This window comes from Sphingobium sp. FW306-1B-F04DB (assembly GCF_058781925.1).
Window position 1 is genome coordinate 1 of sequence record NZ_JBYSXE010000049.1, and the last position, 12,116, is coordinate 12,116.

Annotated in this window: 15 protein-coding genes; 6 read left to right on the forward strand and 9 right to left on the reverse strand. The window is 64.7% G+C overall.

The genetic code is table 11. From position 1 onward, the window contains the following. Nucleotides 1-49: 49 nt before the first annotated feature. A complete protein-coding gene (locus tag AC3WJD_RS17565; RefSeq protein WP_492748017.1) occupies nt 50-1,228 on the forward strand; it encodes an acetyl-CoA C-acyltransferase in 1,179 nt (392 codons plus the stop codon). A gap of 71 nt (nt 1,229-1,299) precedes the next feature. Here AC3WJD_RS17565 and AC3WJD_RS17570 read toward each other — a convergent pair whose 3' ends face one another. The 3 genes from AC3WJD_RS17570 to AC3WJD_RS17580 form a co-directional block, all read right to left on the reverse strand. Then, complete coding sequence (locus AC3WJD_RS17570) at nt 1,300-1,551, reverse strand: hypothetical protein (RefSeq protein WP_492748018.1); 252 nt, start codon at nt 1,549-1,551, stop codon at nt 1,300-1,302. Nucleotides 1,552-1,582: 31 nt separating this feature from the next. Next, the gene (locus AC3WJD_RS17575; RefSeq protein ID WP_492748019.1) at nt 1,583-1,843 is read right to left on the reverse strand and encodes a hypothetical protein; all 261 of its coding nucleotides are present in this window, start codon (nt 1,841-1,843) and stop codon (nt 1,583-1,585) included. A 68-nt stretch (nt 1,844-1,911) separates the two neighbouring features. Beyond that, on the reverse strand, nt 1,912-3,129 hold the full coding sequence (locus AC3WJD_RS17580) for a polyhydroxyalkanoate depolymerase (RefSeq protein WP_492748020.1): 1,218 nt from the start codon (nt 3,127-3,129) through the stop codon (nt 1,912-1,914). A 133-nt stretch (nt 3,130-3,262) separates the two neighbouring features. On the opposite strand from AC3WJD_RS17580, the gene AC3WJD_RS17585 reads away from it, so the two are divergent. After that, entirely contained in the window at nt 3,263-5,041 is a 1,779-nt protein-coding gene (locus tag AC3WJD_RS17585) for an ABC transporter transmembrane domain-containing protein (protein ID WP_492748021.1), read from the forward strand. Between the two features lie 447 nt (nt 5,042-5,488). On the opposite strand, the gene AC3WJD_RS17590 is transcribed toward AC3WJD_RS17585, so the two are convergent. The 4 genes from AC3WJD_RS17590 to AC3WJD_RS17605 all read right to left on the reverse strand — a co-directional run bounded on the left by AC3WJD_RS17590 (nt 5,489) and on the right by AC3WJD_RS17605 (nt 8,044). After that, nucleotides 5,489-5,920 carry an ExbD/TolR family protein gene (locus tag AC3WJD_RS17590; protein ID WP_119762072.1) on the reverse strand — a complete coding sequence of 144 codons (432 nt, stop codon included), beginning with the start codon at nt 5,918-5,920 and terminating at the stop codon, nt 5,489-5,491. 27 nt (nt 5,921-5,947) lie between these two features. Then, a complete protein-coding gene (locus tag AC3WJD_RS17595; protein ID WP_492748022.1) occupies nt 5,948-6,442 on the reverse strand; it encodes an ExbD/TolR family protein in 495 nt (164 codons plus the stop codon). A 108-nt stretch (nt 6,443-6,550) separates the two neighbouring features. Continuing rightward, nucleotides 6,551-7,333: a MotA/TolQ/ExbB proton channel family protein gene (locus AC3WJD_RS17600; protein WP_492748023.1), complete on the reverse strand. Its 783-nt coding sequence runs from the start codon at nt 7,331-7,333 to the stop codon at nt 6,551-6,553. A 60-nt stretch (nt 7,334-7,393) separates the two neighbouring features. After that, nucleotides 7,394-8,044, reverse strand: a complete 651-nt coding sequence (locus AC3WJD_RS17605; RefSeq protein ID WP_492748024.1) for an energy transducer TonB — start codon at nt 8,042-8,044, stop codon at nt 7,394-7,396. 274 nt (nt 8,045-8,318) lie between these two features. Between AC3WJD_RS17605 and AC3WJD_RS17610 the strand changes: the two genes are divergently transcribed. Beyond that, complete coding sequence (locus tag AC3WJD_RS17610; RefSeq protein ID WP_492748025.1) at nt 8,319-9,149, forward strand: hypothetical protein; 831 nt, start codon at nt 8,319-8,321, stop codon at nt 9,147-9,149. Here AC3WJD_RS17610 and AC3WJD_RS17615 read toward each other — a convergent pair. Both AC3WJD_RS17615 and AC3WJD_RS17620 read right to left on the reverse strand, forming a co-directional pair. Then, nucleotides 9,125-9,889 (reverse strand): SDR family oxidoreductase, encoded by a 765-nt coding sequence (locus AC3WJD_RS17615; RefSeq protein ID WP_492748026.1) that lies wholly within the window; start codon nt 9,887-9,889, stop codon nt 9,125-9,127. The two genes, AC3WJD_RS17610 and AC3WJD_RS17615, sit on opposite strands and share 25 nt — an antisense overlap. Further along, nucleotides 9,886-10,257, reverse strand: coding sequence for a dihydroneopterin aldolase (locus AC3WJD_RS17620; RefSeq protein ID WP_492748027.1), 372 nt, complete (start codon nt 10,255-10,257; stop codon nt 9,886-9,888). The genes AC3WJD_RS17615 and AC3WJD_RS17620 overlap by 4 nt, the downstream gene beginning before the upstream one ends. A gap of 116 nt (nt 10,258-10,373) precedes the next feature. Here AC3WJD_RS17620 and AC3WJD_RS17625 point away from each other — a divergent pair, with 116 nt between their 5' ends. Genes AC3WJD_RS17625 through AC3WJD_RS17635 form a run of 3 tightly spaced genes read left to right on the forward strand, consistent with a single transcriptional unit; the run spans nt 10,374 to nt 12,092 of the window. Beyond that, entirely contained in the window at nt 10,374-10,883 is a 510-nt protein-coding gene (locus AC3WJD_RS17625) for a GNAT family N-acetyltransferase (protein ID WP_492748028.1), read from the forward strand. Nucleotides 10,884-10,926: 43 nt separating this feature from the next. Further along, on the forward strand, nt 10,927-11,496 hold the full coding sequence (locus AC3WJD_RS17630; RefSeq protein WP_492748029.1) for a DUF1285 domain-containing protein: 570 nt from the start codon (nt 10,927-10,929) through the stop codon (nt 11,494-11,496). Next, complete coding sequence (locus tag AC3WJD_RS17635; RefSeq protein ID WP_492748030.1) at nt 11,493-12,092, forward strand: CoA pyrophosphatase; 600 nt, start codon at nt 11,493-11,495, stop codon at nt 12,090-12,092. The genes AC3WJD_RS17630 and AC3WJD_RS17635 overlap by 4 nt, the downstream gene beginning before the upstream one ends. The last annotated feature ends 24 nt before the right edge of the window (nt 12,093-12,116 follow it).

The following is a 12,116-nucleotide window of genomic DNA, read 5'->3' on the forward strand; positions in this document are numbered from 1 at the left end:
CCCCAACCCCTCCCCTGAAGGGGAGGGGCTCAAACATAGGAGCCCCCCAATGCGTGACGCAGTTATCGTTTCCACCGCCCGCACCCCGATCGGCCGTGCCTATCGCGGCGCGTTCAACAACCTGCCCTCCCCCACGCTCGCGAGCCACGCGATCAAGGCGGCGGTCGAGCGTGCGGGGATCGATCCCGCCGAGGTCGATGACGTGATCCTTGGCGCAGCGCTCCAGCAGGGACACCAGGCTGGCAATATCGCGCGCACCTCGCTGCTGCGCGCGGGGCTTCCCGTCTCGGTCGCGGGCATGTCGGTCGATCGCCAGTGCGCCTCGGGCCTGATGGCGATCGCCACCGCCGCCAAGCAGGTGCTGGTCGACAATATGGACATCGTCGTCGGTGGTGGCGTCGAGTCGATTTCGCTCGTCCAGACCAAGGAAATGCGCGTCGCCCCCGACAAGGAGCTCGTGGCGATGCACAAGGACGTCTACATGCCGATGCTCGGCACCGCCGAGGTCGTCGCCAAGCGCTACAACATCAGCCGCGAGGCGCAGGACGAATATTCGCTTCAGTCGCAGCAGCGCACCGCCGCGGCGCAGGCAGCAGGCAAGTTCGACGACGAGATCATTCCCGTCACCGCCAACATGGCTGTGGTGAACAAGGAGACGCAGGAGGTCTCCTACAAGGAAGTGACGCTCGCCAAGGATGAGGGCAACCGCCCCGAAACCACGATCGAGGGCCTTGCCTCGCTCCAGCCCGTGATGGGCCCCGGCATGAATATCACCGCGGGCAATGCCAGCCAGCTGTCCGACGGCTCGGCCGCCAGCGTCGTGATGGAAGCCAAGGTCGCCGAGAGGAAGGGCCTGACCCCGCTCGGTCGCTATGTCGGCATGGCAGTCGCGGGCACCGAGCCTGATGAAATGGGCATCGGCCCCGTCTTCGCGATCCCCAAGCTGCTCGAGCGCTTCAACCTCAAGATGGACGATATCGGGCTGTGGGAACTGAACGAGGCGTTCGCGGTGCAGGTGCTCTATTGCCGCGACAAGCTGGGCATTCCCAACGAGCTGCTGAACGTCAATGGCGGATCGATCTCGATCGGCCATCCCTATGGCATGACCGGCGCGCGCTGCACCGGCCACGCGCTGATAGAGGGCAAGCGCCGCGGCGCCAAATATGTCGTCGTGACGATGTGCATCGGCGGCGGCCAGGGCGCCGCGGGCCTGTTCGAGGTTCTCTGATCGACTTCAACCCGGGGGATCCTGTGATCTCCCGGGTTTTTCAATTCAGGCATCGGCGCGCCGCGTAAAGATCAAGCCTTCTCGACAAGCGCGGCATCGACCATCACGGTCCATAGCTTGTCCACCGCGACGGTGTCGCTGGATGCGACATGGCTTTCCCCGCTCGCGATCATCGCGGCGCTTGCATCGCGCAATGCAGCCAGCGCGGCACGGGCATTGGCGCGATACATGCGCCGCAGCAGGTCGGCATCGGGATCGTCCCAGTCCCAGTCGGGGGATATGGTATCGTACATCGCGCGCGCCGCGCGTTCGATGGGGGTCATATAAGCCTCCCGTGTTCCAGAGCGGGTACGATCATTCCACCTTGTCGGACCAGATGCCCGCGGATTCGGCATAGGCCTCCAACTCGCGCCAGTGGCGTTCCCATCCCGGTCCGCGCCGTGCCTCGGGAACTTCGCGTTCCACCCATGCGCGCGCGCGGATCACGGGGTTGAGCGGGAGCCCGGACAGGCGCTGCGCGATATCCCGGATCACCAGCGGCGCAGCGCCGGTCGCGGCCGTCCCGACCGCATCATCGCCGCCATGAGAGCGGCCCGCTGATTTTCCGTCATCCATCGCGGCCTGGCATAGACAGACCCCGAAGCGACCTCAAGCACATCGCCACGCCAGCATGGACGACTGCATTAGTCGAACTTGGCGATCCAGTCCTCGACCACGGGCGCGATCCTGGTGCGCCATTTGCTGCCGTTGAAGATGCCGTAATGGCCGACCGACGGCGCGAGATGGTATTTCTTGAGCTTGGCGGGCAGGTTCTTGGCCAGCGTGAGCGCTGCCTTGGTCTGCCCGACGCCCGAAATGTCGTCGCGCTCGCCCTCGATCGCGAGGATGCCGATATCCTTGATGTCGCCGGGATCGATGCGCATGCCGCGATGATAGAACTGGCCGCGCGGCAGCAGGTGGCGCTGGAAAACGGTGTCAACGGTCTGCAGATAAAATTCAGCGGTCATGTCGCAGACCGCGCGGTATTCATCATAGAAGCGCTTGGTCGCATCGGCGCTGTCGTCGTCGCCGACGACGAGATGCTTGAACATCTCCCAATGGCTCGTCATGTGATCGCCGAGATTCATCGACATGAAGCCCGCGAGCTGGAGGAAGCCGGGATAGACCGCCCTTCCCGCGCCCGGATAGTGCATCGGCACAGTGGCGATGACATTCTGTTCGAACCAGCTGTGCGGCCTCTCGGTCGAGAGCTTGTTTACCGCGGTCGGCGCCTCGCGCGTGTCGATCGGGCCGCCCATCATCGTCAGCGTCCTGGGTCGACACGGATGTTCCAGTTTCGCCATCAACGCCGCCGCGGCATAGCAGGGCACCGAGGGCTGGCACACTGCGAGCATGTGCGCGGCGGGGCCGATGTGCTCGAGGAATTCAACCAGATAGTCGATATAATCGTCCAGGTCGAAGCGCCCATCCGACAGCGGCACCAGCTTCGCGTCGCGCCAGTCGGTGATATAGACGTCGTGCCCCGGCAGCATGCGTTCGACGGTGCCCCGCAGCAGCGTCGCATAATGGCCCGACATGGGCGCGACGATCAGCAGCCTGGGGCTGCCTTCCACGCCCTCGCGGACGAAACGCTTGAGCTGGCCGAACGGCTTCTGGAGGACGATCTCCTCGGTCACGACGACTCGCTTGCCGTCGATTTCCGTCTGGACAAGGCCGAAGCTCGGCTTGCCGCGCGGCGCGGCGGCGTGTGCGAACACGTCGAGCGCCGATGCCAGGATCGGTCCGCCACCGAAATAGGCAAAGGGATTGACGGGATTCTGCAGAAATTCCGCACCCATATTGGCAAAGGCGCTGGCGCCGGCGAGCAGCGAGCGCTGCATTTCATAGGCGTTGTAAAGCATGTGTTCCCGCTACTTCCCGATACGATGCCGGGTATCCTCTTTTGTCATAAAATCGTCTAATTCATTTTTTGTGCAATGCGAAAGCAAAAGCGTGCGATTGAGCGTTTTGCACGCAGCTGCTAGGCGCAGCGGCATGGCGAGCGAGATCGAGCAAGCAAATCCTGCCGGGCGGAAGCTCGGCAGCCTGTCGATGGTCTGGGACATAGCGATGCGCTATCCGTGGCGCATCGTGGGCGCCGCCCTGGCGATGCTCGTCGCGGCGCTCGCCACCCTCGCAATTCCGGGCAGTTTTCGCCTCATCATCGATCGCGGCTTCGCGGTCGGCGGTGGCGATATCGGGCGCTGGTTCCAGTATCTGCTGCTAATCGTCGCGGTCATGGCGGTCGCCACCGCGCTGCGCTTCTACTTCGTCTCATGGCTCGGCGAACGCGTCGTCGCCGATCTGCGGCGCGCGGTTCAGCAGAACCTGCTGCGCCTTTCGCCAAGCTTCTTCGAGGAGAACCGCCCCTCCGAGATTGCGTCGCGGCTGACCGCCGACACGACGATCATCGAGCAGCTGGTGGGCACGACCATCTCGGTCGCGCTGCGCAACATCGTGATGGGTGTTGGCGGCATCATCTATCTCTTCACGCTTTCGCCCAAGCTGACGGGCATGCTGCTGCTCGGGATCCCCGTCGTAATCCTCCCGATCGTCATTCTCGGCCGCCGCGTCCGTACGATCGCACGCAGCAGCCAGGATCGCGTCGCCGATGTCGGCGCGATGGTGAGCGAGGTTCTTGGCGCGATGAAGATCGTCCAGGCCTTTGGCCAGCAGGCCCGTGAAAGCGCGCGTTTCAGCGATGCCGTGGAGCGCGTGTTCGGTACCGCGCGCCGCCGCATCCTGATCCGCGCGATCATGACCGCAGCAGTGATCGGGTTGATCTTCAGCGCAATCGCGCTGGTGATGTGGCAGGGCGCGCTCGACGTGGCCGCGGGCCGGATGAGCGGCGGCACGATCGCTGCCTTTGTGCTGACCGGCGGCCTGGTCGCGGGCGCCTTTGGCGCGCTGACCGAGGTCTATGGCGACCTGCTGCGCGGTGCGGGCGCGGCGGGCCGCCTGTCGGAACTGCTCGCCGAAAGGCCGCAGATCGCGGCTCCCGCCCAGCCCCGCGCACTGCCCGAGCCGCCGCGCGGTAACGTGGCGTTCGAACATGTCACCTTTCACTATCCCACGCGGCGCGAGGTGAGCGCGCTCGAGGATTTCTCGCTGGCGGTGTCGCCGGGCGAGACCGTGGCCGTCGTCGGGCCTTCGGGCGCGGGCAAGTCCACGCTGTTCCAGCTGATCCAGCGCTTCTACGATCCCGATCGGGGCACCGTACGCCTCGATGGCATCGCGCTGCCCGACGCCGATCCGGCCGAGATTCGCGCACGCATCGCAATGGTGCCGCAGGAGACCGTGATCTTCGCAGCCTCGGCGCGCGACAATCTGCGCTACGGCAACTGGGACGCCGATGACGACGCGCTCTGGGCGGCCGCCGAAGCCGCCAACGCCGCGGAGTTCCTGCGCAAGCTGCCCCAGGGGCTCGACACCTTCATGGGCGAAGGCGGCGCACGGCTTTCGGGAGGGCAGCGCCAGAGGCTGGCGATCGCGCGCGCGATCCTGCGCGATGCGCCGGTGCTGCTGCTCGACGAGGCCACCTCGGCGCTCGACGCCGAATCCGAACGGCTGGTCCAGCAGGCGCTCGACTCGCTGATGCGCGGGCGCACGACGCTGGTCATCGCGCACCGCCTCGCCACCGTCCGCGCCGCCGACCGCATCATCGTGATGGAGCATGGCCGCATCGTCGAGCAAGGCAATCATGACACGCTGAGCGCGCATGGCGGGCTTTATGCGCGGCTCGCACGGCTTCAATTTGAGGGGCTCGCCGCCTGAAGCATCAAAGCGGGGTGCGGCCTTGCGTCGCCGCTGTGCGACGAACGGCGGCAAATTCCTAACGGGTTGTTAACCATTTGACTGTCTAATGGGCGCCGCCTCGCATCGGCCCGAGGCGGGTCTTGCCATCCCTTTCGGCACGGCCGTTCCCAAGCTGCCGCGCACGCGCGGAAGCCGACCGGAACTCAAGGCCGATGTGTACCGCGTAACAGTAAAGAGAGAGTTGCCATGAAGAGTTCGGACTATCTGCAAGCCGATCTCATCGCCCTTGCCATCTTCCTTGCGGGCGTAATGCTCTATGGGATCTGGATCGTGGCCTATAAGCTGCTCGGCGGATAAACGCCGCAGCGGCGCGCGGGCCGAGGTGAGCTACACCGCGCCTAATGCCCGAAAGAAAAAGGGCGGCCCCAGCGGGACCGCCCTTCATTTCTTCGGCCGACCGATCAGTTACCAGGTGCGGTACTGCTCGTTGCCGACGAAGCCCATCTTGGTCACTTCCGACTTCTTGATGATCGCCAGAACCTGATCGACCACGTCGTAACGGGCCTGTGCGTCGGGCTGGAAGTGCAGCTCGGGCTCGGGCTCCATGACCTTGGTGCGATCGAGATACTGACGCAGCGTGACCTTGTCGATCGGGCTGCCGTTCCACATGATGACCCCTGCCGGATCGATCGAGATCTTGTTCTTGTCCGGCTGGATCGGCGGCGGGTTCTGCCGCGCATTTGGATCGTCAACCGGAAGATCGACCTTCACCGCATGGGTCTGGATGGGGATGGTGATGATGAACATGATGAGGAGAACGAGCATGACGTCGATCAACGGCGTCGTGTTCATTTCCATCATCGGCTCGCCATCGTCCTTGCCGCCGCTCATTGCCATTTCAGCTAACTCCTCAAACTCTTCTGATTACAGACGCTGGGCAACGAAGCTGCCCGCCGGCGGCTCGGAAATAAATCCGACGCGCGAGAAACCGGCCATCTGCATCGTGAAGATCGTACCGCCGATGCAGCGATACGGCGTGCTCACGTCGCCGCGGATATGCGCTTCGGGCATGTCTTCCGCGGTGAAGTTCTCCAGGCCACCCTTCTTGTCGATCTCCGCCCTGAGCTTTGCCACGGCGCGATCGAGCAGTTCCTGCGAACTGACCTTGGTGAGATTCCAGTAAACCTCGCATTCGCCCGCCGGACCGGCCTTGACGGAGAGCGAGACGTTCTCCGGCTTGGTGGTCGTCGGGTCGTGGCGAACCTCGGGAAGCTTGAGGTCAATCGTCTGGATCACGACCGGAACCGCGATCAGGAAGATGATGAGGAGCACCAGCATGACATCCACGAGCGGCGTCGTGTTGATGTCCGACATAGGGGTGTCACTATCACCCCCACTGGGTCCAGCACTGATTGCCATGTATTCGGATCCTATCCTGCTATGCTTCCGGCATGGCGCACTGCGCTGCCGAAAAAGTCATCGAAAGACGGAACGGCGACCCGACGGGCCGCCGTTCCATATCCGTAATCAGGCCTTGGTGGCAGCGCCGGCCGTGGCGGTCGCGGGCTTCGCGGCTGCCGGGGCGGGGCGGCCAACGACGGCGGGCCTCACCGCGCCGTTCGAGACCATGTAGCCGTGCACGTCGTTCGAGAAGGCGCTGAGGTCTTCCGCGATCGACTTGTTGCGACGCTGCAGCCAGTTATAGGCAAGCACCGCGGGGACAGCGACGGCCAGGCCGAGCGCGGTCATGATGAGCGCCTCACCGACCGGACCGGCGACGACGTCGATCGACGCCTGACCCGACGCACCGATCTTGATGAGCGCGCGGTAGATGCCGATAACCGTACCGAACAGACCGATGAACGGCGCAGTCGCACCAACGGTCGCGAGGAACGCGAGGCCCGTGCCGAGCTTCGAGTTGATCGCGTTCTGGCTGCGCTGCAGCGAGCCGTGGAGCCAGTCATGCGCCTCGACCGGGTCGGTCAGCTTGTTGTGCTGGTCCATCGCCTGGAGACCGTCGTCGACGATCTGCTTGTAGGCCGAGTTCTTCTCGAGCTTGGCGGCGCCTTCCTTCAGGCTGGGGTTGTTCCAGAAGCTCGAACGAACGCGCTTCGACTGGTTGATGATCTTCTGCTGTTCGAACAGCTTGGTGAACATGATGTAGAACGAGAAGACCGACATCGCGCAGAGGATCAGGAACACGGCCCATGCAATGGTACCGCCCTGCTCGAGCGCGGCCATCAGGCCGTAAGGGTTCTCACCGGCGGCGGGGGCGGCTCCGGCCGCGGCTGCTGCGAATTGAATGAACATTGGGGTTACTTTCCTCTCAAATATAAGACTGCAAAGAATGCGGTTGGCGAACCACCGGGATCAATCCTTAGGCAGGCGCCAGGTGACGCGCTGGGTCTTGGTCTCGGCGATCTTGGAACCGCTGGCATCCTCGGCAGGACGATAACGGAAGCGACGCAGGATGAGCTTGCAGGTTTCGGCATCGAGAATGGACGAACCACTCGATCCCGTGACGTCACAACTGGTCACACGACCATCGGCGCCAACGGTGAAGCGCACCGTGGTCGTTCCGGCGTCTCCCGCGCGCACAGCGGCGGGCGGATAGTCGGCGTCCGAAATCGAACCGCCACGCTGTTCGGCCTTCTTGGCCACGCGCGGCGGAGCCGGCGGCGGCGGAGGCGGAGCAGCAATGGGAGTCGGGTTGAACACCGGCGGCGGTGTATTGACCGTCACGATCGGCGGCGGCGGAGCCACGTTGGTCTGCACGATCGGCGGGGGGGTCACGACCGGCGGGGGCTCAATGGGCTTGTCCGGCGGCGGCGGCGGCGGCTCTTCCTCGGGCGGAGGCGGTTCATCCTCGACGTCGAAGACGTTCAGGTCCTCAGCCGCCTTCTTGACCACATTATAGGCCAATCCGGTGACGAAGGCGTATCCGAGTACCGCATGCAGAAGCGCGACGATAACGATCGCGACCGTGCGGCTCGAACCTTGCGATCTATCAGCATAAGCCATTCAGAAACGATACTCCCTCTATTCACATAACGAGCGGAGCGCGCGTGCCGACCTCCTGCGTCGGATACGCCTGTGACCCGCTCTGCCACGATTTATTGTATCTTAAGGCAGAACTGTGTCTCTATCGCCACACTTGGGCCGACGCAATTGCTTTGTTTCCCCGCCGCCCGCCATGTCGCGATATGGGTTCCATCTCAGGTTCATAAACGAACTGCCAATGCCCTTACCGACACGCTATGGAGCCTTTATGACACCAGCGAAACTCGTAGCGGCGATGACCGCATTGGCGGCGTTTTCCGCCAATATTTCATATGCTCAGCCGGCCGCGCCGATGCCGCAATACAGCTATGCGGACCTTGCGGATCTGGCTGACAGCGCGCCCGTTGTGGTCGACGCCCGCATCCGCAACGCGATTCGGCTCAAGGACGCCCAGGCGGCAGGCGTCGCGCCCGGCAAGGCGCGTTTCTATGTCGAGGCCGATGTGCTGGCACTGATTCGCGGCGCCCAGGGCAGCCCCGCGCGGATCAGCTACGTCGCCGAGGTACCGCTTGACGCGCGCGGACGCCCGCCCAAGCTCAATAAATCAAGGGTTTTGCTGCTTGGGCGCCCTGTGTCCGGGCAACCAGGAAGTCTGCAGCTGGTTGCTCCTGACGCGCAGTTGAGCTGGAGCGAATCACTCGACTCGCGGATTCGCACGATTCTCACCGAGCTGACCGCGCCCGATTCGCCGCCGCGCATCACCGGAATCGGTGGGGCATTCCATACGCAGGGCACGCTGCCCGGCGAAGGCGAAACCCAGATCTTCCTGACGACGCAATCGGGCGATCCCGTCTCGGTGATCGTCCTCCGCCGCCCCGGACAGGAGCCGCGCTGGGCGGTCGCGCTGGGCGAGATCGTCGACGAGGCCGCGCGTCCGCCGCAGCGCGACACGTTGCTCTGGTACCGGCTCGCCTGCTCGTTGCCTACGCGCCTGCCGGAGAGCAGCCTGCAATCAACCGACCAGGCGCAAGCCGAGATCGCGCAGGCGGACTACCGGATCGTCCGCCAGGGGCTCGGCAACTGTGCGCGCACGCGCGAAGCTCAGGTGTCGCCGGTTCCCAGATAAACGAAGTCGCGCTCGAACGCCCTCAGGTTCGCGCCCCCATCGACGTAGATCACCTGCCCCGTCGTGGCGCGCGCACCGGCGAGATAGAGCACGGCGTCGGCGATATCCTCGGGATCGGGCAGCAGGCCCAGCGGCATTGCGGCCGCCAGCGCTGCCATCTGCGCGGGTTGATATTCATCGGTCGGCAGCGCCAGTCCGGGCGCCACCCCGCAGACGCGCGCGCGGGGGGCGAGTGCGCGCGCAAGCATCTCGGTCGCGCCCGCAAGCGCGAGCTTGGATATGGTGTAGCTCGCCTGATCGGCGCCGGGATGACGGATTCGCTGATCGAGGATGTTGACGATCACGGCAGGGCGCCCCTCGATCGCGCGCGCCGCAATGTCGCGGGCGAGCAGCGCGGGCGCCGCGGTGTTGATCGTGAAATGCGCGAGCAGCGAGTCGAGCGACATCGCCGCCGGATCATCATTGCCGAAGAGCGAGGCATTGTTGACGAGCAGCGTCGGCGCCACGCCGAAATGATCGGCGACGCGATCGACCAGCCCAGCGATCGCGGCAGGATCCGTTAGATCGGCGGCAAAGCCGTGCCATGCTGAACCCGACTGGATAAGCTGCGCGTGGAGCGCGGGATCGGGCTCGGCCACAGTCCGTCCGTGCAGTGCGACCGCCCAGCCGGCTTCGGCGAGGCGCGCCGAAATCGCGGCACCGACGCGGTGGCAACCGCCGGTGACGAGCGCCAGCTTCACTTGCGATGCCTCGTCAGGGAAATGCCGATCGACTCATTCCCTTCGGCGATCGCGATCTTGACGATGTCGACGCGGACGCGCCGAACGCGCGCGTCCTGGATGAAGAGCGTATCGCAGATATGCTCGGCCACCGCCTCGACCAGCGTGAAATGCACGCCTTCGGGCAGCGCGTGGAGCGCGGCATGCTTCAGGTCCATATAATTTTTGGACGCGGTCAGCGGTGTCTGGGGTTCGAAGCGCGCGGGACAATCGAGATCGACGCGCATCGAAATCCGCAAGGGCTGCGGCAGGTGGGTTTCCTCCGAATAGATCCCCGTCAGCACGGGCACTTCGAGATCGAGCACCTGCAGTTGAAGCGTGTCTTCCATCAAACTCTCTTCCGCATCGCGCGCGCCGGGGTTCCGATTCGCGCTTTCCTTCAGCGGCGAAACCGCTAAAGCGCCTCGCGCCCAAGGTCCATCACACACGCAGAAAGGAAAAGCCTGTGGCAGAAATAGTGCCGCTGCAGCGCATCCCCGATTCTGCCGTGGAAAGACTGCTCGACCACGCATTCGGAACCGACCGGTTCGGCCGCACTGCTTACCGGTTGCGCGCGGGGACATACGCGATCCCCGAACTGAGTTTTGCGGCGGTGGACGGTGCGGGCGCGCTGATCGGCTCGATCCAGTGCTGGCCCGTCGCGCTTGACGACACGAATGGCACAGCCGAACCGCTGGTCATGCTCGGTCCCGTCGCGGTCGAGCCCGCGCTCCAGCAGGGCGGAATCGGCAAGGCGCTGATGCATGCGACGCTCGATGCCTGGAAATCGGGCGCCTTTCCCGCATTGATGATGATCGGCGATCCCGAATATTATGGCCGCTTCTTCGGGTTCAGCGCCGACGCTACCGCCGACTGGATCATCGACGGCCCCGTCGAACGCCGCCGGCTGCTCGCGCTGGCGCCGGTAGACGGGCACGTGCCACGCAACGGCCGGATCGTTCCGCGCCGGGCGTGATGGCTTTGCGCTTGGGCGCGTGTTCGCCTAAGCGGATCGCATCATGACGATGCCGCCGCCACCCGACGATCTCGCCCGCCTGTCGCTTGCCGAGATCGCGCAATTGGCCGGGCAGCGGCGCCTGCCCCCGGTCGAAAGCTGGAACCCGCCGCATTGCGGCGACAGCGAGATGCGGATCGCGCGCGACGGCACCTGGTTCCACCAGGGTTCACCGATCGGCCGCCCGGCAATGGTACGGCTGTTCTCCAGCATCCTGCGGCGCGAGCCCGATGGCGGTTATGTCCTCGTCACGCCCGTCGAGAAACTCGACATCCATGTCGAGGATGCTCCTTTTATCGCGGTAGAGGTCAGGATCGACGGCGAGGGCGATGCCGCCACCCTGGGTTTTCGGCTCAACACCGGCGATGTCGTCATGGCCGGCTCCGACCACCCCCTTCGCTTCGTCCCGACACCGGATGGCCCGCATCCCTATCTGTCGGTGCGGCGCGGCCTCGAAGCGCTGCTTGCGCGCCCCGTCTGGTACGAACTCGCCAATCTTGCGCTGAACAACGGTTCGGAACCGTCCGGGCTGTGGAGCGGTGGCAGCTTCTTTCCGCTGGAGCCCGCATCATGATGCTCGCCGAGAAACTGCGCCATGCGTTGGCGCGCGGCCATGCGGAGGCGCCCATTCTGCTGGTGGGCGACGAGCGCGGCGCCAGCGAGGCGGATGCGGTTCTGGTTCCCGCCGCGGTGTTGATCGCGGTGACCGATCGCCCCGATCCCGGCGTCATCCTGACGCAACGGCCCGAAACGATGCGGCGCCATCCCGGCCAGATCGCCTTTCCGGGCGGGCGGATCGATCCTGGCGACGAGGATGCCGTCGACGCCGCGCTGCGCGAAGCGCAGGAAGAGATTGCGCTGCCTCCCGATCTCGTGACGGTCATTGGCACGATCGACCGCTATCGCACGATCACAGGCTATCAGGTGACCCCAGTGATCGGCGTCATTCCGCCCGACCTTCCGCTCGTCGCCAACAGCGGCGAAGTGACGGAGTGGTTCGAGGTGCCCCTTTCCTTCCTGCTCGAGCCGGCAAATCATATCGAGCAGGCGGTCGAGTGGCAGGGCCGCGAACGGCACTATTATGAGATCAATTTCGAAGGGCGACGAATCTGGGGTGCTACGGCGGCGATGATCGTCAATCTGACGCGGAGGATCATTTGGGCCGACTGACGCTTCCCAAGGTCGCGTGGCGCG

Excerpts from the sequence above, each read along its gene's own strand:
- AC3WJD_RS17635 (WP_492748030.1), top strand. The coding sequence starts at position 11,493 with ATGATGCTCGCCGAGAAACTGCGCCATGCGTTGGCGCGCGGCCATGCG.
- AC3WJD_RS17580 (WP_492748020.1), bottom strand. The coding sequence starts at position 3,129 with ATGCTTTACAACGCCTATGAAATGCAGCGCTCGCTGCTCGCCGGCGCC.
- AC3WJD_RS17605 (WP_492748024.1), bottom strand. The coding sequence starts at position 8,044 with ATGGCTTATGCTGATAGATCGCAAGGTTCGAGCCGCACGGTCGCGATC.
- AC3WJD_RS17565 (WP_492748017.1), top strand. The coding sequence starts at position 50 with ATGCGTGACGCAGTTATCGTTTCCACCGCCCGCACCCCGATCGGCCGT.
- AC3WJD_RS17585 (WP_492748021.1), top strand. The coding sequence starts at position 3,263 with ATGGCGAGCGAGATCGAGCAAGCAAATCCTGCCGGGCGGAAGCTCGGC.
- AC3WJD_RS17600 (WP_492748023.1), bottom strand. The coding sequence starts at position 7,333 with ATGTTCATTCAATTCGCAGCAGCCGCGGCCGGAGCCGCCCCCGCCGCC.
- AC3WJD_RS17620 (WP_492748027.1), bottom strand. The coding sequence starts at position 10,257 with ATGGAAGACACGCTTCAACTGCAGGTGCTCGATCTCGAAGTGCCCGTG.
- AC3WJD_RS17590 (WP_119762072.1), bottom strand. The coding sequence starts at position 5,920 with ATGGCAATGAGCGGCGGCAAGGACGATGGCGAGCCGATGATGGAAATG.
- AC3WJD_RS17575 (WP_492748019.1), bottom strand. The coding sequence starts at position 1,843 with ATGGATGACGGAAAATCAGCGGGCCGCTCTCATGGCGGCGATGATGCG.
- AC3WJD_RS17595 (WP_492748022.1), bottom strand. The coding sequence starts at position 6,442 with ATGGCAATCAGTGCTGGACCCAGTGGGGGTGATAGTGACACCCCTATG.
- AC3WJD_RS17570 (WP_492748018.1), bottom strand. The coding sequence starts at position 1,551 with ATGACCCCCATCGAACGCGCGGCGCGCGCGATGTACGATACCATATCC.
- AC3WJD_RS17630 (WP_492748029.1), top strand. The coding sequence starts at position 10,927 with ATGACGATGCCGCCGCCACCCGACGATCTCGCCCGCCTGTCGCTTGCC.
- AC3WJD_RS17610 (WP_492748025.1), top strand. The coding sequence starts at position 8,319 with ATGACCGCATTGGCGGCGTTTTCCGCCAATATTTCATATGCTCAGCCG.